27 protein-coding genes are annotated in these 23,675 nt (G+C 59.8%); 14 read left to right on the top strand and 13 right to left on the bottom strand.

Going from position 1 to position 23,675, the window contains the following annotated elements; all coding sequences use genetic code 11:
- The coding region (locus F8N21_RS11405; protein WP_150642230.1) for a cation:dicarboxylate symporter family transporter at positions 1-268 on the top strand (268 nt) is incomplete at its 5' end.
- 102 nt (positions 269-370) lie between these two features.
- Positions 371-1,600: a nucleoside recognition domain-containing protein gene (locus F8N21_RS11400; protein ID WP_150642229.1), complete on the top strand. Its 1,230-nt coding sequence runs from the start codon at positions 371-373 to the stop codon at positions 1,598-1,600.
- A 39-nt stretch (positions 1,601-1,639) separates the two neighbouring features.
- Here the strand turns inward: F8N21_RS11400 and F8N21_RS11395 are convergent, their stop codons facing one another.
- Positions 1,640-2,716, bottom strand: coding sequence for an aminopeptidase (locus F8N21_RS11395; RefSeq protein ID WP_224788203.1), 1,077 nt, complete (start codon positions 2,714-2,716; stop codon positions 1,640-1,642).
- Between the two features lie 74 nt (positions 2,717-2,790).
- Here F8N21_RS11395 and F8N21_RS11390 point away from each other — a divergent pair, with 74 nt between their 5' ends.
- The gene (locus F8N21_RS11390) at positions 2,791-3,204 is read left to right on the top strand and encodes a hypothetical protein (protein ID WP_150642227.1); all 414 of its coding nucleotides are present in this window, start codon (positions 2,791-2,793) and stop codon (positions 3,202-3,204) included.
- Between the two features lie 40 nt (positions 3,205-3,244).
- On the top strand, positions 3,245-3,664 hold the full coding sequence (locus tag F8N21_RS11385; RefSeq protein WP_150642226.1) for a hypothetical protein: 420 nt from the start codon (positions 3,245-3,247) through the stop codon (positions 3,662-3,664).
- 7 nt (positions 3,665-3,671) lie between these two features.
- Here F8N21_RS11385 and F8N21_RS11380 read toward each other — a convergent pair whose 3' ends face one another.
- Both F8N21_RS11380 and F8N21_RS11375 read right to left on the bottom strand, forming a co-directional pair.
- Complete coding sequence (locus F8N21_RS11380) at positions 3,672-3,905, bottom strand: DUF1161 domain-containing protein (RefSeq protein ID WP_150642225.1); 234 nt, start codon at positions 3,903-3,905, stop codon at positions 3,672-3,674.
- 235 nt (positions 3,906-4,140) lie between these two features.
- On the bottom strand, positions 4,141-4,572 hold the full coding sequence (locus tag F8N21_RS11375; protein ID WP_150642224.1) for an OsmC family protein: 432 nt from the start codon (positions 4,570-4,572) through the stop codon (positions 4,141-4,143).
- 243 nt (positions 4,573-4,815) lie between these two features.
- Between F8N21_RS11375 and F8N21_RS11370 the strand changes: the two genes are divergently transcribed.
- On the top strand, positions 4,816-5,817 hold the full coding sequence (locus F8N21_RS11370; RefSeq protein WP_150642223.1) for an LLM class flavin-dependent oxidoreductase: 1,002 nt from the start codon (positions 4,816-4,818) through the stop codon (positions 5,815-5,817).
- Between the two features lie 62 nt (positions 5,818-5,879).
- On the opposite strand, the gene F8N21_RS11365 is transcribed toward F8N21_RS11370, so the two are convergent.
- Both F8N21_RS11365 and F8N21_RS11360 read right to left on the bottom strand, forming a co-directional pair.
- Positions 5,880-6,104, bottom strand: a complete 225-nt coding sequence (locus F8N21_RS11365; protein WP_150642222.1) for a DUF1161 domain-containing protein — start codon at positions 6,102-6,104, stop codon at positions 5,880-5,882.
- Between the two features lie 126 nt (positions 6,105-6,230).
- Positions 6,231-6,446, bottom strand: coding sequence for a dodecin (locus tag F8N21_RS11360; protein ID WP_150642221.1), 216 nt, complete (start codon positions 6,444-6,446; stop codon positions 6,231-6,233).
- A 156-nt stretch (positions 6,447-6,602) separates the two neighbouring features.
- On the opposite strand from F8N21_RS11360, the gene F8N21_RS11355 reads away from it, so the two are divergent.
- Positions 6,603-6,929, top strand: coding sequence for a DUF883 family protein (locus F8N21_RS11355; RefSeq protein ID WP_150642220.1), 327 nt, complete (start codon positions 6,603-6,605; stop codon positions 6,927-6,929).
- On the opposite strand, the gene F8N21_RS11350 is transcribed toward F8N21_RS11355, so the two are convergent.
- Positions 6,926-7,819 carry a LysR family transcriptional regulator gene (locus tag F8N21_RS11350; protein WP_150642219.1) on the bottom strand — a complete coding sequence of 298 codons (894 nt, stop codon included), beginning with the start codon at positions 7,817-7,819 and terminating at the stop codon, positions 6,926-6,928. The genes F8N21_RS11355 and F8N21_RS11350 overlap by 4 nt on opposite strands.
- Before the next feature lie 112 nt (positions 7,820-7,931).
- Here F8N21_RS11350 and trpB point away from each other — a divergent pair, with 112 nt between their 5' ends.
- Together trpB and trpA are read left to right on the top strand one after the other, a co-directional pair.
- Positions 7,932-9,164 (top strand): tryptophan synthase subunit beta, encoded by a 1,233-nt coding sequence (gene trpB, locus F8N21_RS11345; RefSeq protein ID WP_150642218.1) that lies wholly within the window; start codon positions 7,932-7,934, stop codon positions 9,162-9,164.
- On the top strand, positions 9,164-9,976 hold the full coding sequence (gene trpA, locus F8N21_RS11340; RefSeq protein ID WP_150642217.1) for a tryptophan synthase subunit alpha: 813 nt from the start codon (positions 9,164-9,166) through the stop codon (positions 9,974-9,976). Before trpB ends, trpA begins: the two co-directional genes overlap by 1 nt.
- A gap of 214 nt (positions 9,977-10,190) precedes the next feature.
- Here the strand turns inward: trpA and F8N21_RS11335 are convergent, their stop codons facing one another.
- The gene (locus F8N21_RS11335) at positions 10,191-10,517 is read right to left on the bottom strand and encodes a DOPA 4,5-dioxygenase family protein (protein ID WP_150642216.1); all 327 of its coding nucleotides are present in this window, start codon (positions 10,515-10,517) and stop codon (positions 10,191-10,193) included.
- An 84-nt stretch (positions 10,518-10,601) separates the two neighbouring features.
- Between F8N21_RS11335 and F8N21_RS11330 the strand changes: the two genes are divergently transcribed.
- Positions 10,602-11,273 (top strand): NAD(P)-dependent oxidoreductase, encoded by a 672-nt coding sequence (locus F8N21_RS11330; RefSeq protein ID WP_150642215.1) that lies wholly within the window; start codon positions 10,602-10,604, stop codon positions 11,271-11,273.
- Here the strand turns inward: F8N21_RS11330 and F8N21_RS11325 are convergent.
- Entirely contained in the window at positions 11,260-12,210 is a 951-nt protein-coding gene (locus tag F8N21_RS11325; RefSeq protein ID WP_150642214.1) for a choline sulfate utilization transcriptional regulator, read from the bottom strand. The two genes, F8N21_RS11330 and F8N21_RS11325, sit on opposite strands and share 14 nt — an antisense overlap.
- 114 nt (positions 12,211-12,324) lie before the next feature.
- On the opposite strand from F8N21_RS11325, the gene betC reads away from it, so the two are divergent.
- The 3 genes from betC to F8N21_RS11305 all read left to right on the top strand — a co-directional run bounded on the left by betC (position 12,325) and on the right by F8N21_RS11305 (position 16,701).
- Positions 12,325-13,839, top strand: a complete 1,515-nt coding sequence (betC, locus tag F8N21_RS11320) for a choline-sulfatase (protein ID WP_150642213.1) — start codon at positions 12,325-12,327, stop codon at positions 13,837-13,839.
- A gap of 15 nt (positions 13,840-13,854) precedes the next feature.
- Positions 13,855-14,775, top strand: coding sequence for a choline ABC transporter substrate-binding protein (choX, locus tag F8N21_RS11315; RefSeq protein ID WP_150642212.1), 921 nt, complete (start codon positions 13,855-13,857; stop codon positions 14,773-14,775).
- Positions 14,776-15,132: 357 nt separating this feature from the next.
- On the top strand, positions 15,133-16,701 hold the full coding sequence (locus tag F8N21_RS11305) for a SulP family inorganic anion transporter (protein ID WP_150642210.1): 1,569 nt from the start codon (positions 15,133-15,135) through the stop codon (positions 16,699-16,701).
- Between the two features lie 128 nt (positions 16,702-16,829).
- On the opposite strand, the gene aroE is transcribed toward F8N21_RS11305, so the two are convergent.
- Positions 16,830-17,651 (bottom strand): shikimate dehydrogenase, encoded by an 822-nt coding sequence (gene aroE, locus F8N21_RS11300; protein WP_150642209.1) that lies wholly within the window; start codon positions 17,649-17,651, stop codon positions 16,830-16,832.
- Between the two features lie 56 nt (positions 17,652-17,707).
- Complete coding sequence (gene hemF, locus F8N21_RS11295) at positions 17,708-18,622, bottom strand: oxygen-dependent coproporphyrinogen oxidase (RefSeq protein ID WP_150642208.1); 915 nt, start codon at positions 18,620-18,622, stop codon at positions 17,708-17,710.
- Between the two features lie 168 nt (positions 18,623-18,790).
- Here hemF and F8N21_RS11290 point away from each other — a divergent pair, with 168 nt between their 5' ends.
- Positions 18,791-19,768, top strand: a complete 978-nt coding sequence (locus tag F8N21_RS11290) for an NADPH:quinone reductase (RefSeq protein ID WP_150642207.1) — start codon at positions 18,791-18,793, stop codon at positions 19,766-19,768.
- A 158-nt stretch (positions 19,769-19,926) separates the two neighbouring features.
- Here F8N21_RS11290 and F8N21_RS11280 read toward each other — a convergent pair whose 3' ends face one another.
- The 3 genes from F8N21_RS11280 to F8N21_RS11270 form a co-directional block, all read right to left on the bottom strand.
- On the bottom strand, positions 19,927-20,484 hold the full coding sequence (locus tag F8N21_RS11280) for an L-threonylcarbamoyladenylate synthase (protein ID WP_150642206.1): 558 nt from the start codon (positions 20,482-20,484) through the stop codon (positions 19,927-19,929).
- A gap of 275 nt (positions 20,485-20,759) precedes the next feature.
- Positions 20,760-21,866, bottom strand: coding sequence for a DNA-processing protein DprA (gene dprA / locus F8N21_RS11275; RefSeq protein ID WP_150642205.1), 1,107 nt, complete (start codon positions 21,864-21,866; stop codon positions 20,760-20,762).
- 89 nt (positions 21,867-21,955) lie between these two features.
- The gene (locus F8N21_RS11270) at positions 21,956-22,981 is read right to left on the bottom strand and encodes a LysM peptidoglycan-binding domain-containing protein (RefSeq protein ID WP_150642204.1); all 1,026 of its coding nucleotides are present in this window, start codon (positions 22,979-22,981) and stop codon (positions 21,956-21,958) included.
- Positions 22,982-23,127: 146 nt separating this feature from the next.
- Here F8N21_RS11270 and def point away from each other — a divergent pair, with 146 nt between their 5' ends.
- Positions 23,128-23,634, top strand: a complete 507-nt coding sequence (gene def, locus F8N21_RS11265) for a peptide deformylase (RefSeq protein ID WP_150642203.1) — start codon at positions 23,128-23,130, stop codon at positions 23,632-23,634.
- The last annotated feature ends 41 nt before the right edge of the window (positions 23,635-23,675 follow it).

The following is a 23,675-nucleotide window of genomic DNA, read 5'->3' as shown; positions in this document are numbered from 1 at the left end:
TGTACCGGGCGTGTCCTTCGTGGTGCTGCTGGCGACCCTGGGCAGTGTCGGGATTCCATTGGAAGGGCTGGCGTTCATTGCCGGTGTCGACCGCATCATGGACATGGCCCGTACCGCGCTGAACGTGATCGGCAATGCCCTTGCCGTGCTGGTCATCTCGCGCTGGGAAGGCATGTACGACGACGCCAAAGGCCAACGCTACTGGAACTCCCTGCCACACTGGCGCAGCAAAGAGCCGCTGCCAGCTGGCGAGACTTCCACTAACTAAGGCCCTGTTGAGGCTGACCAAACCAGACCCCGGGAAACCGGGGTTTGTTGTTTCTGGCAATCGACCGCTATCATTCGCCGCATCTTTTGGGGGATTTACCTGATGCTCAATGGCCTATGGCTTAGCTTCTTCATCGTGGCTGCCGTTTCGGCACTGGCGCAGTGGTTGATTGGGGGCAACGCCGGGATTTTCTCGGCGATGGTGGAAAGCATCTTCGGCATGGCCAAATTGTCGGTGGAGGTCATGGTCCTGCTGTTCGGCACCCTGACCCTCTGGCTGGGTTTTTTGCGGATCGCCGAAAAGGCCGGGATCGTTGACTGGCTGGCCAAGGCGCTCGGTCCGCTGTTCTTGCGCCTGATGCCGGAAGTCCCCGCAGGCCACCCGGCCATTGGCTTGATCACCCTGAACTTCGCCGCCAATGGCCTGGGTCTGGACAACGCGGCCACGCCGATTGGTCTAAAGGCCATGCGCGCCTTGCAGGACATCAACCCCAGCTCGACCACGGCGAGCAACGCGCAGATTCTGTTCCTGGTGCTCAATGCCTCGTCGCTGACCCTGCTGCCGGTGACGATCTTCATGTACCGCGCCCAGCAAGGCGCCCCTGACCCGACACTGGTGTTCCTGCCGATCCTGCTGGCCACCAGCGCCTCGACCCTGGTTGGCCTGCTGTCGGTGGCGGTCATGCAGCGCCTGCGGCTGTGGGACCCGGTGGTGCTGGCCTACCTGATCCCGGGTGCCTTGCTGCTGGGCAGTTTCATGGCCTTGCTGGCGACGCTTTCCGCGACAGCGCTGGCCAGCCTGTCATCGATTCTCGGCAACCTGACATTGTTCGGCTTGATCATGCTGTTTCTGGTGATCGGCGCGCTAAGGAAGGTCAAGGTCTATGAAGCATTCATCGAAGGCGCCAAAGAAGGCTTCGATGTTGCCAAGAACCTGCTGCCGTACCTGGTGGCGATGCTCTGTGCGGTGGGCGTGCTGAGGGCGTCCGGGGCGCTGGACTTCGGCCTGGACGGCATTCGTCACCTGGTGGAATGGCTCGGCTGGGATACTCGCTTCGTCGATGCCCTGCCGACGGCGCTGGTCAAACCCTTCTCCGGCAGCGCCGCCCGCGCCATGTTGATCGAAACCATGCAGACCCAGGGCGTGGACAGCTTCCCGGCGCTGGCGGCCGCAATCATTCAGGGCAGTACCGAAACCACCTTCTACGTACTGGCGGTGTACTTCGGCGCCGTCGGCATTCAACGTGCTCGCCATGCGGTAGGTTGCGCGCTGCTGGCCGAGTTTGCCGGCGTGGTGGCGGCGATCCTGGTGTGTTACTGGTTCTTCGGCTGAGCCACGGCCAGGCGGCCACAGCGGGATTGATAGTGCGGTTCAGCCAGCGATGGCGCTGGACCGCGCCAGCCTGGCCAGCGCCACCTTGCGCTGCTCCAGCGGCAGCCCGCCGAGCTTTTCCACCTCGGCATAAAAACTCGGCCAATCACTTCCTGACTGCCGGAACAATTCGGCAAACGCCGGTACCCATTGGTCGTACAAACCAAAGGGCAGCAGCCTGGCGTTGTTCATCGGTGCATTGATCCAGGCATCGTAACGAGTCGCCCCGGCCCATTCGCTATCGCGTAACTGACGATACTCGCTGCGCAACCGTTCAAACTCCGCGGCTTTGCGCTGGCGCATGCGTTCAGCCGACAGCGGCAGTGCATACAGCTGTTCAAGCCGGGTGCGCGTCTTCAGGACAAGCTGAATGAATTGCTCGCGCTGCAGCACATCGGCCCCGCTGTCCGGTGGCAATCCACGGGCTGCACGCCACTGACGAGTCCCTTCCTGCTCGACGAAGGTGGCGAAGGATTCATTGAACTCAGTATCGTCCTGCACATAAAAACGCTGATGCGCCAGCTCATGGAAGATCAGCGTCGCCAAGCGCTCATCGCCCCAGTGCATCATCGAGCTGATGATCGGATCGTTGAACCAGCCCAGGGTCGAGTAGGCCTCCACGCCGCCGATCGACACGTCCATGCCTTGCTGACGCTGCAACGCGGCCTCACCCCGCGCCGCACCCAGGCTGTAATAACCGCGATAGGCCACACACCCGGCAATCGGGAAACAATGATTCTGCGGGGTCAGGGAAAACTCGGTCGTGGCAAACACGTTCCACACCACAAACGGCCGCCCGATATCGGCGTACAACCGATAACTTTTATTGTCCGGCAGGTGCAGATGCTGGCTGGCAAATTCGCGGGCCTCCTGCGATTGCATCAGATGCTGGCGCAATGTCGGGTCTCGGGCCGGATCGGCAATCACCTCGGCCACCGGCTCACGCGCGCGCAGCAACTGCCACTGACCACTGGCCAACTGACTGTAATAACTGACGCTCGAACAACCGTTCAGCAGTAAAAGCAGCAGTCCTGGAAACCAAAGGCCAAACTTACGGTCGAGTACCCCGTGGCTCATACGCTGCCTTTCCAAATCGAATCGTCCTGTGAGTGTCCGCTTGCAAGACTATCTCGCCCACCCGGAGCTTCGCTATGCGCAAGTTAATGCTAACGAGTGGCCTGCTGATGTTAGCTGGCTGCGCTGGACTGCCCGACCCTGACCCGTCACAGGCCTGGATCGATCTTGAGGCTCATCAGGACAGGGCACTGCAAGCTCTGGAAGTCGACGACAAAACCTCGACCGACAAACGCTTTTTCGAAGTCCCGCCCGGCAGCCATGAACTAATCGTGCGTTATCAATTCCCGGTGGAGCCGACCAATATCGGGCCGGACGCCGAACCGCTCTGGCGTGACTGTCAGTTGAGTGTGAAATTCAAGGATTTCAACGCCGGCCAGCGTTATCAGCTGCAAGCCGGGAGCATTGGATTCCGGCCGTGGGCCAAGCTCTATGACCAGCAGCGAAAGGTGGTTGGCCAAGGACAGCCGGCAGGCTGTCAACGCACCTGATCGGCGCTATGCTGAAAGCCTGACCGTTCGGGATTTCATCATGCGTACGCCACTGCTGTTACTCGCGCTCGGTTCGCTCGCCGCCTGCGCCAGCCCGTTGCCGGCGGTCGACCCGCAACTGGCCTGGGTCGACCTCGCCACCCCGACCCCGGGCGGCAAAATGGTCATGGCCGAGCGCCTGGACAAGCAAAAGTTGCGTGACGGGCGCTTTTTCCAGGTCACTCCCGGCAGCCATGAACTGCAAGTACGCTTCGACTTCGAAATTTACGGCGGTGGGGTGAACATAATGGCCAGCCCGCAGGAGCGCATGTGTTATCTGACGGTGCGCTACGACCACTTCGAAGCAGGCCAGCGTTATCGCCTGGAGGCCCGCTCGCTAGCTTTCAACGCCAGTGCCCGGCTGTATAACGCCAAGCGCGAGATCGTCGCAGAAGATCGGAGGGTGAACTGCGTGCCTTGATCGGCAGCTACTTGTCGTTTCTTTGATAGATGATTTTCCTGGTGCCGTATTCACAGCTACCGACCACCATGTTTTTGTCATGCACCTCTTCATTACTGACAATTTCCAGGGTGTAGGACGCCACATTATTGGACTGAATCTTCGCTTCGATTTCGGCCTTGAGCTCTTCACAGGACTTTGGTGCTGCCAGAGCCGAAGTGGCCAGCGCGCAACAGATAACCGCCAAAGCAAAACGTTTCATGGTTAAAGCTCCCTTGATACGGCGCGCAAGAGCATGCGCTACAGCCGCAGTCACTCATTCGACCACAGTTTTATAAATCGGGTTCTGATTTGGCTCACATCCAGCATTGGCCCCTAAAGATCGCAGCCTGCGGCAGCTCCTACGTTGACCGCGTATACCCTTAATCTCGCGGGTGTACGCCAACTGTAGGAGCTGCCGCAGGCTGCGATCTTTAGAGGCTCACTAAATTTCTGGATCAGCTCTCCAACGTCCCATCAAGGGTGATCTTGGCATTCAACACCTTCGACACCGGGCAGCCTTCTTTGGCTTTTTTGCTCAACTCGTCAAATTGCTGCTGAGTGGCGCCAGGGATTTTCGCCTTGAGCGTCAGGTGCACGGCAGTAATCGCAAAACCGCCGTCGACCTGGTCCAGCGTCACCTCGGCATTGGTATCGATGCTGGTAGCTTTCAGGTTGGCTTCGCCGAGAATCATCGAAAACGCCATGGAGAAACAACCTGCGTGAGCGGCGCCGATCAGTTCTTCCGGGTTGGTACCCGGGCCACCTTCGAAGCGCGCCTTGAAGCCATAAGGGGCATTTTTCAGGACCCCGGTTTCAGTCGAAATAGCACCCACGCCGGTTTTCAGATCACCGACCCAATGAGCCGATGCTTTCTTTTTGATACTCATCTCTGTCTCCTCAAGATCCAGCGCGAGGGGGGTCGCGCCTTCATGGTTTTCCGTTACTAGGGTTCTGAGGATAGAACGCTTGGCAAAGTTCACCTTGTCGGATCGAACCGCTTATCTGGTAGGCAAATTCAACTCAGCTATTGAAACTCGGGTATATGCCCACATTTCATAGTACAGGCTAGTAGTAATCGGCAGGTTTGGGCTCGTGACAAAAGCCTGCGCACCCATTGGAGAAGCAGGTTTATGAAACAACTGTCTGATATCAAGTTCTCGACCCTCGACCTGGTGCCTGTGCGTGAGAACGGCAGCCCGGCGCTATCGCTGCGCAACTCGCTGGACCTGGCGCAACAGGTCGAGAAATTCGGCTACCAGCGCTTCTGGGTCGCCGAACACCACAACATGGATGGCATCGCCAGCTCCGCGACCGCGGTCCTCCTGGGTTATCTGGCGGGCGGCACGTCGACCATTCGGGTCGGCTCCGGCGGCGTGATGCTGCCCAACCATGCGCCGCTAATCATCGCCGAGCAGTTCGGCACCCTGGAAAGCCTGTATCCGGGGCGGATCGACCTCGGCCTCGGCCGTGCGCCGGGTTCCGATCAGATGACCGCTCGCGCCCTGCGCCGTGAACGCTCTGGCAGCGCCGACGATTTCCCCGAAGATGTCGCCGAACTGATGCGCTACCTCGGCCCGCGCACACCTGATCAAAAAGTGATCGCCGTTCCGGGCACCGGTACTAATGTGCCGGTCTGGTTGCTGGGTTCGAGCCTGTTCAGTGCGCAACTGGCCGGGGAGCGCGGTTTGCCCTACGCCTTCGCCTCACATTTCGCTCCGCGCTACATGCACGAAGCGATTCGCGTCTACCGCAACCACTTCAAGCCTTCGGCGGTGCTTGAAAAGCCCTACGTGATGCTTGGCGTACCGCTGGTGGCCGCAGACACCGATGAGCAGGCCGATTACCTGGCGACCTCGGTCTATCAACGGATTCTCGCCCTGATGCGCGGCCAGAGCCTGGTGCAGCGCCCACCGGTGAAAAGCATGGACGGCCTGTGGCTGCCCCATGAGAAAGAAGCGGTGGCCAGTTTCCTTGGCTTGGCGATGGTCGGCAGTCCGGAGAAAATCCGCGCCAAGCTGGAGGTGCTGATCGAACAGACGGGAGCCGATGAGCTGATTTTCACCTGCGACCTGTATGAGCATGCCGATCGGGTGCATTCCTACGAATTGCTGGCGCAAGTGATGAAGGGCTGACAGTCAAAAAGCGTCCATAAAAAAGCCGATGCAACCGCGTCGGTTTTAATGTCCAGGCAGCATTAATCTCGCTTGAGGACGATTTCTTTGCTGCCCTTTTCACAGGTGCCCACCACTTTGCCGTCAGCCACTGTGCCTTTATCGACAATTTCCAGCGAGTAGTTCGCAATGCCTTTGGCATCGAGCTTCGCTGCAATCTCTGCTTTCAACTCTTCGCACGGCTTGCCGTCTGCAAGGGCTGTTCCCGCAATGCTCAACAAACCTACCGCCAATATAAATTTTCTCATCGCTCACTTCCCCTGGTCGATCAAAAAGGGGCGTCCACGTTGTTCGCTGACGCCCCAAGACTGTGGCGCTTTGCCCTTCCATGTTGGCAATCAGCCATCGCATAAGTTCATAGACTTGGCTCGATCTTAACTACTGGCAATCCGGAAGCCGACTTTAAGCGTTACCTGAAAGTGGTCCACCTTGCCGTCCTTGATGTGCCCGCGGGTCTCCGTCACCTCAAACCACTCCAGATACTTCAGACTTTTGTTGGCTTCGGCCAACGCGTTATTGATGGCGTCTTCGATGCTGGTGGTGGAAGACCCCACCAGTTCGACTTTCTTGTAGGTGTGATGGTCAGTCATGGCGTTCTCCTGAGGATGTGAATACAGCCTAGCAGTGATTTTTCGCATTACTTCTGTCGGTTATTGCCTCGGGATAGTTCAGATTTACTGCACTTTCCCAAACCCCTGGAGTCCCAACCTTCACACGTCACTCATCACCAATGCAGGAGAGCCACCATGGCCACCACTTCTTTACGTAAAGCCTCATTGCAAAGCATGGAAGCCGAGATCGAGAGTCTGCTCAAGTCGCTGGAAAACCTGAAGGACGACGCCTCGGACGAGTCGCGTAAAACCCTCAAAGCGCTGAAAAGCAACGCCGAAAATGCGCTGAAACACTCGCGCCATCTGCTCAGCGATGCTTATGAAGAAGTCAAAGTCAAAACCCGTGAAACCGGGATTGCCACCCGCGATTACGCCCATGAACACCCTTGGACCACCGCCGGTGTCGCGGTCGGTGCCTTGGGTTTGCTGGCGGCTTACCTGCTGTGCAAACGCGGCAATTAACTGGTTTGGCGCAGCTCATGCTTGAGCCACTGCGCCAACTGCCGAGCGCGTCCGTCCGCGGCGCGCTTGGGTAGCCACAACGCCAGTTGCGCCGGGGTTTCACAAAAGCCCCATGGCGCAACCAGGCGACCGGCGCGCAAGTCCTCGGTCACCAGCGGCTCAGGTGCAATCGCCACCCCAAGCCCGGCCACTGCTGCTTCCAGCAAATAATACAAATGCTCGAAACCCTGACCGTACTTCAGCGCCTTGACGTCGATGGCACTTTGCCGTGCCCAACTGGGCCAGGCTTGCGGGCGCGAAGTGGTGTGCAATAGCGCCTCACTCAACAGCGCCTCGGCTGGCGCCTCACGCAACCGTTCATAGCCGGCGAAACGCGGGCTCATGACCGGGCCGATGCGCTCGCTGGCCAGCTCATAAACCTGCATGTCCGCCGGCCAGGGTGGCTCGGCGAACACCAGCAAGGCGTCCAGCCCGGGTCGCCGTGGATCGAGATCGCCTTCACCCGCCGATAGGTGCAGACGCAAATCCGGCAAATCGGCATCCAATCGCCCCAGGCGCGGGATAAACCAGCGCGCCAGCAAACTGCCCGAGCAGCCGAGCACGAACGGCGCGTCAGCCGTGCTTTGCGTCAATTCGGCGCAGACCGTGCGCAGGCGCTCAAAAGCCTCAGTGCTGGCATCGCGAAGTCGCACACCGGCATCTGTGAGTTTCAGGCCGCGTCCGTCCTTGATGAAAAGGCTCACCCCAAGATGTGCTTCCAGCACCTTCAGCTGCCGACTGACCGCACCATGGGTCACGTGCAGTTGTTCGGCCGCCTGGCTGACACTGTTCAACCGGGCAGTGGCTTCGAACGCGCGCAATGCATTCAACGGGGGAAGGTCATGGCTCATGGGATCTGTGAGTTTTCCTGACAGGTTGTAGCGATCTTATCGGTTTTCAGGCTCGAACGTCAGGGGTAGAGTGAACGCCATTGCTTTCCCATGAATTCAGCTGGAGCGCCCCATGACCCAGACTACGACCCCATCCAATCTGCGCAACGGCCCCGATGCCAACGGTATGTTTGGCGCGTTCGGCGGCCGCTACGTAGCCGAAACCCTGATGCCGCTGGTCCTTGATCTGGCCCGCGAATACGAAGTGGCCAAGGAAGATCCGGCCTTCCTCAAGGAATTGGCCTACTTCCAGCGCGACTATGTCGGTCGCCCAAGCCCGTTGTATTACGCCGAGCGTCTGACTGAATTCTGCGGCGGCGCCAAGATTTACCTCAAGCGTGAAGAGCTGAACCACACCGGCGCGCACAAAATCAATAACTGCATCGGCCAGATCCTGCTGGCGCGGCGCATGGGCAAGAAACGCATCATCGCCGAGACCGGCGCCGGCATGCACGGCGTGGCCACTGCCACCGTGGCTGCGCGTTTCGGCCTTGATTGCGTGATCTACATGGGCACCACCGACATCGAGCGCCAGCAAGCCAACGTGTTCCGCATGAAGCTGCTGGGCGCTGAAGTGATTCCGGTCGTGGCCGGCACCGGCACCCTGAAAGACGCAATGAACGAAGCCCTGCGTGACTGGGTGACCAACGTCGACAGCACTTTCTACCTGATCGGCACCGTGGCCGGTCCGCACCCATACCCTGCGATGGTTCGTGACTTCCAGGCCGTTATCGGCAAGGAAACCCGCGACCAACTCCAGGCACAAGAAGGCCGTCTGCCCGACAGCCTGGTGGCGTGCATCGGAGGCGGTTCCAACGCCATGGGCCTGTTCCACCCGTTCCTCGATGACAGCAGCGTGCAGATCATCGGCGTTGAAGCAGCCGGTCACGGCATCGAAACCGGCAAACACGCCGCCAGCCTCAATGGCGGGGAGCCGGGCGTGTTGCACGGCAACCGAACCTTCCTGCTGCAGGACGACGACGGCCAGATCATCGACGCCCACTCGATTTCAGCCGGCCTCGACTACCCCGGCATCGGCCCTGAACACGCCTGGTTGCACGATATCGGCCGCGTCGAATACACCTCGGTTACCGATAATGAAGCGCTCGATGCGTTCCACAAATGCTGCCGCCTGGAAGGCATCATCCCGGCGCTGGAAAGCGCCCACGCCCTGGCCGAAGTGTTCAAACGCGCGCCGACCCTGCCCAAAGATCACCTGATGGTGGTCAACCTGTCCGGTCGTGGCGACAAAGATATGCAAACCGTGATGCACCACATGGAACAGTCCCAGCAGGAGAAACACTGATGAGCCGCCTGCAAACGCGCTTTGCCGAACTCAAAGAACAGAACCGCGCCGCCCTGGTGACCTTCGTCACTGCCGGCGACCCGAACTATGACACCTCGCTGGCGATCCTCAAGGGTTTGCCGGCGGCTGGCGCCGATGTGATCGAGCTGGGCATGCCCTTCACCGATCCGATGGCCGATGGCCCGGCGATTCAGCTGGCCAATATCCGCGCCCTGGGTGCCAAGCAGAATTTGGCGAAAACCCTGCAAATGGTTCGCGAGTTCCGCGCCGGCAATAGCGACACTCCGTTGGTGCTGATGGGCTACTTCAACCCGATCCACCACTATGGCGTACCGCGCTTCATCGCCGAAGCCAAAGAGGCGGGCGTCGATGGCCTGATCGTGGTCGACCTGCCGCCGGAGCATAACGGTGAACTCTGCGACCCGGCCCAAGCCGCAGGCCTGGACTTTATCCGCCTGACCACGCCGACCACCGATGACGTGCGTCTGCCGACCGTCCTCAACGGCAGCTCCGGCTTCGTTTACTACGTCTCGGTAGCCGGTGTGACCGGTGCGGGCGCAGCGACCCTGGAACACGTCGAAGAAGCCGTTGCGCGCTTGCGTCGTCATACCGACCTGCCGATCAGCATCGGTTTCGGCATCCGCACTCCGGAGCAAGCGGCGGCCATCGCCCGCCTGGCCGACGGTGTGGTGGTGGGTTCGGCGCTGATCGACCATATCGCCAATGCCGCAACGTCCGAGCAGGCCGTGGATGGCGTGCTGAGCTTGTGCGCGGCGCTGGCTGAAGGGGTGCGTGGTGCTCGCGTTGGCTAATTAAGCGGCACTTTATAAAAAAGGGGTTTGGACCGAGTGTCTGAACCCCTTTTTTTGGTTTCGATTTTTGCGTTGGCCGGGCTGACGCTATCGCGAGCAAGCTCGCTCCCACATTTGATCGGGGTAAGACAACCTAGTGTGATCGACTCGAAACTTGTGGGAGCGAGCTTGCTCGCGATGAGGCCCTGACTGTCACCACAGAATTTGACCCTGCTCAAAACATCGACACATCCAACGGCCGCACCGCCCCCATCCAGATCGCATGTTCGGTATGGTCGACCAGGTCATCCCCGGTATCCGGGTGCACAAATACCACCAGGCCTTTGCGGTTGAGCGCCAGCCACGGCACGACGATGCCGAACTGTTCGGGCTCGAAGGCCAACTGGCAGCTCCAGTCTGGATGGGGGCCCACTGGCCGTTCGTGCATACGCCCCATCTTCAGCGCAAACAACTGCGCCGCCTGCTCACACAAGGCTCGCGCCTGGTCGAGGGAACTCGCGTCGAAATAGACATGGGCGTGGTAGCCCTTGATTGGTTGCATCTGAAACCCTCGCGACAACATCGAACCCTTGCGGCTGCTCATGGGTCGAAACTGATACATGCAGTAAAATAAGGAAGTTCAGCCATGAAAAACGCCGAAACGCCGGTGGTCAAACTGGTGCTCTATGGTGCCATGAGTAGCCTTGGCAGTGCGCTGATGGCTGAAATGCTACGGCGCCAACATGAAGTCATCGCGATTCTCGATGATCTGACGGCACTCGCGCCGCGTCCCGGTTTACGCACCAAAAGCGGAAATCTGTTCGATGCCGAACGGGTCAAACAAAGCGTGGCTGGCTGCTCCGCGGTGATCTGCCTGCTGGATGCGCCGGGGCTGCCGATGAACCACGAGCATGTGGAAAAAGCCCTGGTTCCCGGGCCTGTCGAACAAGTCCTTGCCGTCGACGCATTGATCGCCGGCATGCAGGCGATGGGCATCCACCGGCTGTTTCTGGTCGGTAACTTTACCGTGCTGGATGACCCCGAGGTGGAGGACCACCTGCAACACCACGCTGCCGAAGAAATCCTCGACGCCCTGCAAACCAGCACCTTGCACTGGACCCTGGTCAACGCGCCGCATAGCGTTGCCGGGCTGACCATCGAGCATTTCAGCCAGTTCAGCAGCAACCTTGAGCCGGGTCTGGCCGAGGTGCTTGAGCGACTCAATCGCGTCGCGGTCGGGATTGCCGATGAACTGCGGCTGAACCTGCACATCGGCCAGCACGTGACTTTCGTCGCAACGGACCCTATACCGCAATAGAGGGTAGTGGGACACCGGTCAGCGATTCAGCACTGCTGGCCTGCTCAGCCATCAGCCAGTCGACGAATTGCTGGATCAGCGGCCCGCGGCGTTTGCGCTGGGGCAAGACGACGTAATAGCCAAAGCTGGACATCGCCGTTTCGGCGATCGGCCGACAGAGCCAGCCCTGTTCCAGCAAGTTATCCACAAGGTGCCGCCAGCCGATGGCCACGCCCTGGCCGGCAATCGCTGCTTGAATCAACAGCGTGTAGTTGTCGAAACGCAAAGGCCCCGGGGCAGGCGCCGAAGCAATCCCCAGCTGGCGAAACACCCCAGTCCAGTCAAACCAATGACTGCTGTTCTCACCGCGCAAATGCAGCAGGGGGAACTCCAATAGCGAATGAGCCGGCAGTGGCGTCGGACGATCCTTCAACAGCTGCGGGCTGCACACCGGAAATACTTCTTCGCTGAACAACCAGTGGCTCTCACCCTGTTTGAAGCGGCCATCGCCGAACCACACGGCCACGTCGATATCGGTGCGCAGCATGTTGTGGTTGCGTTCGCTGGTGACCAGGCTGACGTCGACGTGCGGGTTGGCTTCGTGAAAGCGGTGCAGGCGTGGCATCAGCCAGTAAGCCGCAAAGGCGAAGTCGGTGGCGACCTGCAACACCTCATGCTGATGCTGGGCGCTGATCGCGCTCAAACCGGCATCCATGCATTGCAATCCGGCCTGCACCTGTTCGAACAGAGTCATTCCGGCCTCGGTCAGTTCGATACCGCGATAGATCCGGTCGAACAAGCGCGTGCCCAACTGCTCCTCGAGCCGCTTGATCTGCTGGCTGACGGCCGGCTGGGTGGTGCCGAGCTCCACCGCCGCCGCGGTAAAGCTGCGGTGGCGGCCAGCGGCTTCGAACGCGCGGAACAGATCGAGGGATAAATCACCAAGAGCGTCATACATAAGCTGTGCTTATCCTAGTCATTGCCGTGCATGGGCTTTACCACCATATTTTCGGGCTGCATTCTCGATCACAGCACTTTCGCATAAATATTCACTATGGGATGCCGCGATCACATGAAGCGCAAGAACATTCTTTTTATCATGGCCGATCAAATGGCCGCGCCAATGTTGCCGTTCTACGGTCCATCGCCCATCAAATTGCCCAACCTGAGCCGCCTGGCTGCGGAAGGCGTGGTGTTCGATGCCGCCTACTGCAATAGCCCGCTTTGTGCGCCTTCGCGCTTTACTCTGGTCAGCGGGCAGTTACCGAGCAAGATCGGCGCCTACGACAACGCGGCCGATTTTCCCGCCGATGTACCGACCTATGCCCACTACCTGCGGCGCCTCGGCTACCGCACCGCGCTGTCGGGCAAGATGCACTTCTGTGGCCCGGATCAGTTGCACGGTTATGAAGAACGCCTGACCAGCGACATCTACCCGGCCGATTACGGCTGGTCGGTGAACTGGGACGAGCCGGACGTGCGTCCGACCTGGTATCACAACATGTCCTCGGTGCTGCAGGCCGGGCCGTGTGTGCGCACCAACCAGCTGGATTTCGATGAAGAGGTGGTGTTCAAGGCCCAGCAGTACTTGTTCGATCACATCCGCGAAGACAGCGATCAGCCGTTCTGCCTGACGGTGTCGATGACCCATCCCCACGACCCCTACACCATTCCCAAAGCATTCTGGGACCTGTATCAGGATGAAGATATTCCGCTACCGCAGACACCCGCGCAGAGTGATCTCGATCCGCATTCCCAGCGTTTGCTCAAGGTCTATGACCTGTGGGACAAGCCGCTGCCTGTGGATAAAATTCGCGACGCCCGCCGCGCCTATTTCGGAGCGTGCAGCTATATTGACAGCAACGTCGGCAAACTCCTGCAAACACTCGAGGATACCGGACTGATCGACGACACCATCATTGTCTTCTCCGGCGACCACGGCGATATGCTTGGCGAACGCGGGCTCTGGTACAAAATGCACTGGTTCGAAATGGCCGCGCGCGTGCCACTGCTGGTCAGTGCGCCGGGCCAGTTCGGGGCTGGCCGGGTCAGCGCTGCGGTATCCACCGCCGACCTGCTGCCGACCTTCGTGGAATTGGCCGGAGGCACACTGGAACCGGGCCTGCCGCTGGACGGCCGTTCGCTGGTCCCGCACCTGCAAGGGCAGGGCGGCCACGACGAAGTCTTTGGCGAATACATGGCCGAAGGCACCATCAGCCCGCTGATGATGATTCGCCGTGGCAACTACAAATTCATCTATAGCGAAGACGACCCGTGCCTGCTCTTCGACGTCCACAACGACCCGCGCGAGCAGGAAGAACTCAGCCAATCGCCGCAGCATCGGCAGCTGTTTGATGACTTCCTGGCCGAAGCCCGGGCGAAATGGGATATCCCGGCGATCCACCAACAGGTGCTCGCCAGCCAGCGTCGCCGGCGTTTTGTCGCCGAGTCGCTGGCCATTGGCAAGCTGAAGAGCTGGGACCACCAGCCGCTGGTCGACGCCAGTCAGCAGTACATGCGCAACCACATCGACCTCGACGATCTGGAGCGTAAAGCACGTTATCCACAACCCTGCCAAAACCAATAATGTAAGGGGAAGAGCATGCAAAGGTTATCCACAGTACTGACGGCAGGGCTATTGGCTCTGGGCAGCGTGTCGGCGTACGCCGAACAAAGCTGCAACACAGTGAAAATGGCGGACCCAGGCTGGAGCGATATTGCCGCGACCAATGCCATCACCGGTTTTCTGTTGGACGGCATGGGCTACAAGGCCAAGGTCGATACCTTGGCGGTGCCGATTACCTTTGGCGGACTCAAGGACGGCCAGGTGGATGTCTTCCTTGGCAACTGGATGCCGGCACAGCAGGGTTTCTACGACAAGTTCGTGGCCAACGGCGATGTCACCCAACTGGCGAAGAACCTCGACGGCACCGAATTCACCCTGGCGGTGCCGGACTATGTCTGGGACGCGGGAGTGCGTAATTTTTCCGACTTGAACAAATTCGCTGACAAGTTCGATAAAAAGATCTTTGGCATCGGCTCCGGCGCGCCAGCGAACATCTCGTTGCAAGATATCATCAAGAAAAACGATTTCGAGCTGGGTCAGTGGAAGCTGGTCGAGTCCAGCGAGCAGGCGATGCTGGCTGAAGTATCCCGGGCGGTGAAGAAACAGAAGTTCGTGACCTTCCTCGGCTGGACCCCGCACCCCATGAACGTGCAGTTGAAAATGCATTATCTGAAAGGCGGCGAGAAATATTTCGGCGACACCGGCAGCGTCTACACCCTGACCCGCAAAGGCTATGCACAGGCCTGCCCGAACGTCGGCAAGCTGCTGACCAATCTGAGTTTCACCCAGGACATGGAAAACAGCATCATGGCCGAGGTGGTGAACAAGAAAGTCAGCAACGCCGACGCCGCCAAAGCCTGGATCAAGGCCAACCCGGCGGTGCTGGACAAGTGGCTGGATGGGGTGAAAACGGTGGATGGGAAGGATGCGTTGGGGGCGGTGAAGGCGAAGCTTTGAGGTGATTTGAGTTTTTGTCGGGACGTGGGCTGATATGAAAGCGTCGGCAGAGTTGTCGGATATTGGCCCCTTCTTGCCGAGCTAACAGTACGAATTCGGAACGAAGCTGCATGGTGGACACCTCTTCCCAAGACACAAACCATCTCCTTCCAGATGAGCAATGTGTCTATTTAAAAGTGTCCACCATGTCTCCGAACACCTGTCCACCATGTGTCCGGTACAAACACCCCCCTGGGGAGAGGGCTAGGGTGAGGGGTGGATGTAAATGACACACCACAATCTCAAGAACTCAACCTTGCACCCACCCCCCAGAAACCCCACCCTTACGCTTTTTCCACATCCCGACCGAGAGGACCCATGGCCTGGCCCAATCGCCATAAACTCTTCCCCTTCCTGAACTGGTTGCCCCGGCAAACCCGCGCCAGCGTCGGCCGCGATCTGATCGTCGGCTTGAGCGGGGCGATTCTGGCGTTGCCGCAGTCCATCGCCTACGCGCTGATTGCCGGCCTGCCGCCCGAGTATGGGTTGTATGCGGCGATTGTCCCGGTGTTGATTGCCTGTCTTTGGGGCTCCTCCTGGCACCTGATCTGTGGCCCGACGGCGGCCATTTCGATTGTGCTGTACGCCAGTGTCAGTCCGTTGGCCGTATCCGGCTCCCAGGACTACATCACGCTGATCCTGTTGTTGACCTTACTTGCCGGGGTTTTCCAGTGGTTGCTGGGGATGTTGCGCTTCGGCGCGCTGGTGAATTTTGTCTCCCATTCAGTGGTCCTGGGCTTCACCCTCGGCGCCGCGGTGGTGATCGCTCTTGGGCAATTGCCTAATCTGCTGGGGCTGGATCTGCCGAGTCAGGCCACAGCGCTGAACAGTTTGCTGTCGCTGATCAGCCATATCGGTGTTCTGGATAAACCTTCACTCGTGCTGGGGCTTGGCACTTTGCTGCTGGGCATCATCCTCAAACTTCTGCTGCCTCGTTGGCCGACCTTGTTGATTACCTTGTCGCTGAGCGGGCTGCTGGTCTGGCTGTGGCCGGCGATGTTCGGCCATGTGAAACGGGTCAGTTCATTCGCCGGCAAGCTGCCACCCTTCAGCTCGCTGCCACTGGATCTGGACCTGGTGCTGCGCCTGCTGCCCAGCGCAGTCGCGGTGGGGATGCTTGGGCTGGTCACCAGTCTGTCGATCGCTCGCTCGTTGTCGGCACGTTCGCAGCAAATACTCGACGCTAACCAGGAAGTCCGCGCTCAGGGGCTATCGAATATTGTCGGCAGCTTTTTCTCGGGCTCACTGTCGGCCGGCTCTTTTACCCGTTCTGGCCTCAGCTATGAAGCAGGTGCCTGCTCGCCGTTGGCCGGGGTGTTTTCCGCATTATGGGTGGCGTTGTTTGCCGTGACCGGCGCGACGCTGATCGCGCACATCCCGATCCCGGCCATGGCTGGCAGTATTCTGCTGATCTGCTGGGGGTTGGTTGACCATCGCGGTATCCGGTCGTTGTTCCGGGTCAGCCGCGCCGAGTTCGCGGTCATGGCGCTGACCTGCGTCGCCACCCTGCTGCTGGAACTACAGACGGCGATCTATGCCGGGGTGCTGGCATCGCTGTTCTTCTACCTCAAGCGCACCTCGCAACCGCGGGTGCAGCAGTGGCGTGACGGTGACGAAGACATTCTTCGAGTCGGCGGCTCGATCTTCTTTGGCGCCAGCCATTACCTGCAAGTGCGTTTGCAGCGCATGCACGGTGAACGGGTGGTGATCGATGCGCAGCAAATCAACTTTATCGATTATTCCGGGGTGGAAATGCTCCATCAGGAAGCGCGACGCTTGTTGCGCCAGGATCGCAGCCTGACCCTGCGCCGGGCTCGGCCGCAGGTGGTGGAGGAGTTGAGGAAGCTCGAAGGGGCGGAGAAATGCCCGATTCGGTTTGAAGATTAACCGAGGCGCGACCGAAAAGATCGCAGCCTGCGGCAGCTCCTACGCCGACCGCATATACCCGCAATTTCACAGGTAGACACAAATCCCGTAGGAGCTGCAGGCTGCGATCTTTTTGCGGCCAGCTCGTATTACAACGCCAACTGCCTGCGCAATTCCGCCAGCACCGACGCAGTATCCGGGCGCATGCCGCGCCACAGGTAGAAGGCTTCGGCGGCCTGTTCCGCCAGCATCCCCAGGCCATCCATTGCCACCGCGGCTCCGTGCTCACTGGCCCAGCGGCAAAAGGCGGTCGGTTCCTTGCTGTACATCATGTCGTAGCACAGGGTCATGCCCGGCTCGATCAGACTGCTGGCAATCGGCGGTACATCGCCTGTCAGGCTCGCCGAGGTCGCATTGATGATCAGATCCACCGGTTCTTGCAACCAGTCGAAGCTGCTGGCGGACACCGGGCCGAGGTCGTCGAACAGCTCAGCCAGCAACTCAGCCTTTGCCACCGTACGGTTGGCAATAATCACCGATGACGGGTGCTCGGCCAGTAACGGCTCCAGCGCACCGCGTACCGCACCACCGGCACCCAGCAGCAGAATGCGTTTGCCCTTGAGGCTGAACCCGGCATTGACCGTCAGATCCCGCACCAACCCGGCGCCGTCGGTGTTATCCCCCAGCAGGCTGCCGTCCGCGAGTTTGCTCAAGGTATTGACCGCCCCGGCCCGCTGCGCTCGAGCCGTCAGACTGTCGGCCAGGCGATAGGCATCTTCCTTGAACGGCACCGTGACATTGGCGCCACGGCCCTCGAGAAAAAATGCTTTGGCGCAGCCGGAAAAGTCGTCGAGTGGCGCCAGCAAAGTGCTGTAGTCCATATCCTGAGCGGTCTGCTCGGCGAACAGACGATGGATCAGCGGCGATTTGCTGTGGCTAATCGGGTTACCGAATACGACGTAACGGTCCATCAACATTCCTCTTTCTTGTAGGAACTGCCCTGACGACACAGAACTCAAACTGCCCATCAGCCTTTGGCCAGCCAGTCACGGTCCTGCAGGAAGTATTCGGTCAGGCGCGCTTCTTCGCTACCGGGTTCAGCCTTCCAATCGTAGCTCCAGCGCACTTGCGGCGGCAGCGACATCAGAATCGATTCGGTACGCCCACCCGACTGCAGGCCGAATAGCGTGCCACGGTCATAAACCAGGTTGAACTCAACATAGCGACCCCGGCGAAACTCCTGGAATTCCCGCTGCTTCTCGGTGTAAGCATCCGCTTTGCGACGCTGGACGATCGGCAGGTAGGCCTCGATATAGGCATCACCGATGGCCCGCACGAAGGCGAAGCTGGTGTCGAAGTCCCACTCATTCAGGTCATCGAAGAACAGACCGCCAATGCCCCGCGGCTCATTGCGATGCTTGATGTAGAAATAGCTGTCGCACCAGGCTTTGTAACGCGGGTAGACATCCGGCCCGAACGGCGCACAGGCCTGCTCGGCGACGCGGTGCCAGTGCACGCAGTCTTCTTCGACGCCGTAGTAGGGGGTCAGGTCGAAGCCGCCACCAAACCACCAGACCGGTTCTTCGCTTTCTTTCTCGGCGATGAAAAATCGTACGTTGGCGTGGGACGTCGGTACATGAGGGTTGTGCGGGTGAATCACCAGTGATACGCCGAGGGCTTCAAAACCGCGACCGGCCAATTCTGGGCGATGAGCACTGGCGGACGGTGGTAAACCGCTACCAAACACGTGGGAAAAGTTGACGCCGCCCTTTTCGATGACCTGACCGTTCTCGATCACCCGGGTGCGACCGCCACCACCGGCAGGCCGGGTCCAGGCGTCCTCAACGAAACGAGTGCCACCGTCCTCGGCTTCCAGAGCGGTGCAAATGCGGTCTTGCAGGTCGAGCAGGTAGGCTTTTACGGCCTCGGTGCGGGTAGTCATGGCATCACCTTGAATCGGGCAAAGCTACGCGGCACTTCGAACGGAGCGTGAGGCCGGCGCAAATGGGCGCGTAGCATAACACCGCAACCTGCCCCCATCGCAGTTGACGAAGGTCAAGCTAAGGAGTCCGATAGAGGCCTTTCGCGAAAAGACCCAAGGAGATTACAGATGGCCAAGCGTATCCAGTTCCGTGCCCATGGCGGCCCCGAAGTACTTGAATATGTGGATTACCAACCGGCAGCGCCGGGTCCGCAACAGGTTCGCGTCAGCAACAAGGCCATCGGCCTGAATTTCCTCGACACCTATTACCGCAGCGGCCTCTATGCGCCGCCGTCCTTGCCCTCGGGCCTGGGTTCCGAAGGCGCCGGCGTGGTCGAGGCGGTCGGCAGTGAAGTCACTCAATTCAAGGTCGGCGACCGCGTGGCTTATGGCAGCGGTCCGCTGGGTGCCTACAGTGATGTGCATGTGCTGCCGGCGGCCAATCTGGTGCATCTGCCCGATACCATCAGCTTCGAACAAGCAGCGGCTGTGATGCTTAAAGGCCTGACGGTCCAGTATCTACTGCGTCAGACTTATGAGCTCAAAGGCGGCGAAACCATCCTGTTCCACGCTGCCGCGGGTGGTGTTGGCTCCTTGGCCTGCCAATGGGCCAAGGCGTTGGGAGTGAAGCTGATCGGCACGGTCAGCTCGCCTGAAAAGGCCGCCCTCGCCAAATCCCTCGGCGCCTGGGAGACCATCGACTACAGCAAGGAAAACGTCGCACAACGGGTGCTGGAATTGACCGACGGCAAGAAGTGCCCGGTGGTTTACGACGGCGTCGGCAAAGACACTTGGCTCACTTCACTGGACAGCGCGGCGCCACGCGGCCTGGTGGTGAGCTTCGGCAATGCCTCGGGGGCGGTCGACGGGGTGAACCTGGGGATTCTGTCGGCCAAGGGCTCGTTGTACGTGACCCGGCCGACCCTGGCGACCTACGCCAATAACGCCGAGAACCTGCAACGCATGGCCGATGAGCTGTTCGGGATGATCATCAGCGGCAAGATAAAGGTGGATATCAACCAGCGTTATCCATTGGCGGAGGCGGCCAAGGCGCAGACCGAGTTGTCGGCACGGAGAACGACAGGGTCGACGATTTTGTTGCCGTAAGGCTGGAGAGCTTTTGTGGCGAGGGGGCTTGCCCCCGCTCGGGTGCGAAGCACCCGCAGATCCGGTAGACGCGTTGTACCTGACAGACCGAGATTGCAGGTTTTAGGGCTGCTGCGCAGCCCAGCGGGGGCAAGCCCCCTCGCCACAGGAGTTCACCCTCACGCCGGACGCACGATTTTCCCGGTCGCCAGATCACGAATCAGGCTCGGGTTCTTGCGCCCCCCGAGGTTACCACCCAACACCAGGTCGATCTGCCCGCGGAAATATTGCTCGACGCGAATCCGTGTGCGCGCCGCCGGCCGGCCCTGGGGGTTGGCCGAGGTCGATACCAGCGGGCCGACCAGTGCACATAACTCGCGGACTTGCGGGTGATCACTGACCCGCAAGGCCACGGTGTCGTGAACCCCGGTGATCCACTCCGGCAACATGCCCTGGTGCGGCACCAGCCAGGTATTGGGCCCCGGCCAGGTGCTGGCCATGCGGTCCATCCAGGTTTGCGGAAAGTCTTCGAAGAGAAAATCGAACTGACGGATGTTGTCCGCGATCAGGATCAGGCCCTTTTCCACAGATCGCGACTTGATCGCCAGCAGGCGATCCACCGCTTCTTCGTTCCATGGGTCGCAACCCAGGCCCCACACTGCTTCGGTTGGATAGGCAATGACCGCCCCTGCGCGAATTTCTCGTGCGGCTTGTTGCACCCGCCAACTGCTGACCATTGCTGACTCTCCGGAATAAGGCTGAGGCCAGTTTACCGATCTTCATTATAAAACCTAGGGTGCGCTCTCAATAGATGGCGGATCGCGTTGGAGCTGTGGTCGTGTCAGGCAAGGCGTGGGACGCAGGAGATGCTTATTGCCTCTTCAAGTCCCGCAACGCAGCCTGACGCGATCACAGCTTCAACCCGTAGGGCCGAGCCCCAATGCTCATTTTCAGATTCCTGACCCGATTTTGACGGGGCGACGGCGCGACCGTCAGCTATTGAGGGCGCACCCTAACTCACCCGTGCAAACCAGCGCCCGCTTTCACAGACTGCCCGGCCGTCCATCTCCAGCTCCGTCAGCGCCGCCAGTACTTTGGGCAAGGCCCAGCCGCTGGCGCCAGCCAAGGCCTCACTGGTATGGGGCGCGGCATGCAACAAGCGCAGCAAAGGGTGATCGGCCTTCGCGGGCGCGGCCACTGCGGCGGGCGGCAGCCTTTGCCAGCCGCGCAAGGCTTCGAGGATATGTTCGATGGTTTCGACCAGCACCGCGCCATCGCGGATCAACTGATGGCAACCGCGGGCGCCGGGATGATGGATGGAACCTGGAATCGCATACACCTCACGGCCTTGCTCCGCTGCCAGCCTCGCGGTGATCAAGGAACCGCTGGCTACGCTGGCCTCGACCACCAGCACGCCCAGGGACAAACCACTGATGATTCGATTGCGCCGAGGGAAGTTGCTGGCGTGCGGCCCGGCGTCCAGCGGGAACTCGGAAACCACTGCGCTGCCCTGGGCAATCATCACCTCGGCCAGCTTGCGATTGCGCTGTGGATAAAAATTTTCCAGCCCGGTGCCGAGCACGCCGACCGTCAGCCCGCCGACGTCCAGAGCAGCCTGATGCGCGGCGCTGTCGATTCCCAGGGCCAGGCCGCTGGTGATGACAAAACCAGCGCCGGCAAGGCTGCGGGAAAAAGCCGCGGCAGTATCCATGCCAGGGCGCGAGGCCCGACGACTACCGACCATCGCCAGCTGCGGTTTTTCCAGAATGCCCGGATCACCCGCCACGAATAACAGCGGCGGGGCGTCGTTCAGTTCCGCCAGCAGCGCGGGGTAGCCTGGCTGGTCCAGCATCAGTAAATGCTGGCCCGGGCGCTCAAGCCAGGCCAATGCATGGCTGGCGCCATCACGGATCTCGGCACTGCGTCGGGCATCCGCACACGCAACCGGCAAGCCCAATGCACGCCAGGCACTGGCGGGTGCACTGATGGCTGCCGAAGCCGAACCAAAAGCTTCGAGCAGCTTTTGAAAACGTCGGGGGCCGAGTTCCGGCAGCCGATGCAAACGCAAACGGGCTTCCAGTTCCGCAGGCGAAATCCGGGAAAGAGCTGATGGCGACATAGATCATCCTTGATCGTTATAAGCCCTGTCGAAACAGGAATAAGCTGTGGATAAGTCTGTTGGTAACTTGTTGAGAATTACTGCCTTTTCTACGGGTTTCGGACCTTGTCCATCACCGCCAGAGAGCGCGATGCATTCAGCACCAGGCCATAGCTGAGTTTTTCGTAAGTGCGGAACACCATCAGCAACCCGGCGCGCTCATCGGGGATTTTCACTTCGCTGCCGGTCACCCGGTCACGCACGGTTTCCCCGGTTTTCATCACCGCCAGCACATTGCCTTCGGCCAGGCCATCACGGCGGCCCTTGTTCAGAGTTACCACGTCGAACACGCCAATCTGCGTCACCCCTCGCGGCACATCAATAATCAGGCCGTTGATCTCGGTTTGTGGCGAGCTGGGCATGAAGGTCGAGTTGATCGCCCGTTCCTCGCTGCTGAACAACCGGTCGCCCAGACGCACCTCTTGAGTGGTGCGTTGCAGGGCCAGCGTGGCGACATCACCTTCGGTGGCCACGATTTCTCCGCCGCCGATGTCGTCGGCGTTGATCCCGAGGAACTCCTTGCTCTGCGGGTCAGTGTAGACCTTGCCCTGACGGAAGATGCCGTAGACCGACTGGTCCGCAGCGAATTTACCGCGAGCGAAGATTCGGTCACCCGTACCACTGAGCACCCGCTCGGCATCGCCGGCGACGATGTACGGTGCCTTGTCGAAGTCCTCGACCGTGTCGACGATGCGGTTACTCAGCAAGAAACTGTTGATCGCTTGCAGCGGAATGCTCGGGATGGCATCGGCCACCGGCGTGCTGCGGATTCGTGGCGACAGTTTGATGGTGCCCCGCGAAGCCCCTCGATTGAGGGTCAGGCGTGGCTGGCCGTTGACGTAGACCAGCGACAGTGAGTCGCCGGGGTAGATCAGGTTGGGGTTTTCAATGTGCGGGTTGACCTGCCAGATTTCCGGCCACTTCCAGGGTTCACGGAGGAATTTTCCGGAAATGTCCCAGAGCGTGTCGCCCGACACCACAGTGTAATGCTGTGGAAAACCGTCCCTGAGTTGCACTTGCGCCTGCGCGATACTGACCGAGGCCAACAGCAGCAGGGCGAGTAGTGATTTCCTCATCCAGTGAATCCCTTTATTATGTACATTCGCGTGAAACGCCAGAGTCCTTGCGGCTCGCTCCCTTCCAGGAGAACGTTTTGCAACGGTAGCCTGACCTGTCCGGCAACCGACCCTGACTTTACCTCACACGTGCAGCAATTACGCTTATGGCCATTTTAGATATCCTCGAATTCCCTGACCCGCGCCTGCGCACTATCGCCAAACCTGTGGCCGTAGTGGACGACGAAGTGCGTCAGTTGGTCGATGATATGTTTGAAACAATGTATGAAGCACCTGGCATTGGCCTGGCTGCGACCCAGGTCAACGTGCACAAACGCGTAGTGGTCATGGACCTCTCTGAAGACCGCAGCGAACCACGGGTGTTCATCAACCCCGAGTTTGAAGTCCTGACCGACGAGATGGGCCAGTATCAGGAAGGCTGCCTCTCGGTACCGGGCTTCTACGAAAACGTCGATCGACCACAGCGCGTGAAGATCAACGCGCAGGACCGTGACGGCCAGCCTTATGAGCTGGTCGCCGAAGGCCTGCTGGCGGTGTGCATTCAACATGAATGCGACCACCTCAATGGCAAATTGTTCGTCGATTACCTGTCCACGCTCAAACGTGACCGGATCAAGAAGAAGCTGGAAAAGCTGCATCGCCAGAACGCTTGATCCCTTCCTTCCAAAGGCTTGCTGTAGCAAGCCTTTTTCTT

It is taken from the genome of Pseudomonas fluorescens (assembly GCF_902497895.1).
GTDB lineage: Bacteria > Pseudomonadota > Gammaproteobacteria > Pseudomonadales > Pseudomonadaceae > Aquipseudomonas > Aquipseudomonas fluorescens_BP.
This window is presented reverse-complemented; position numbering and strand designations above follow the sequence as displayed.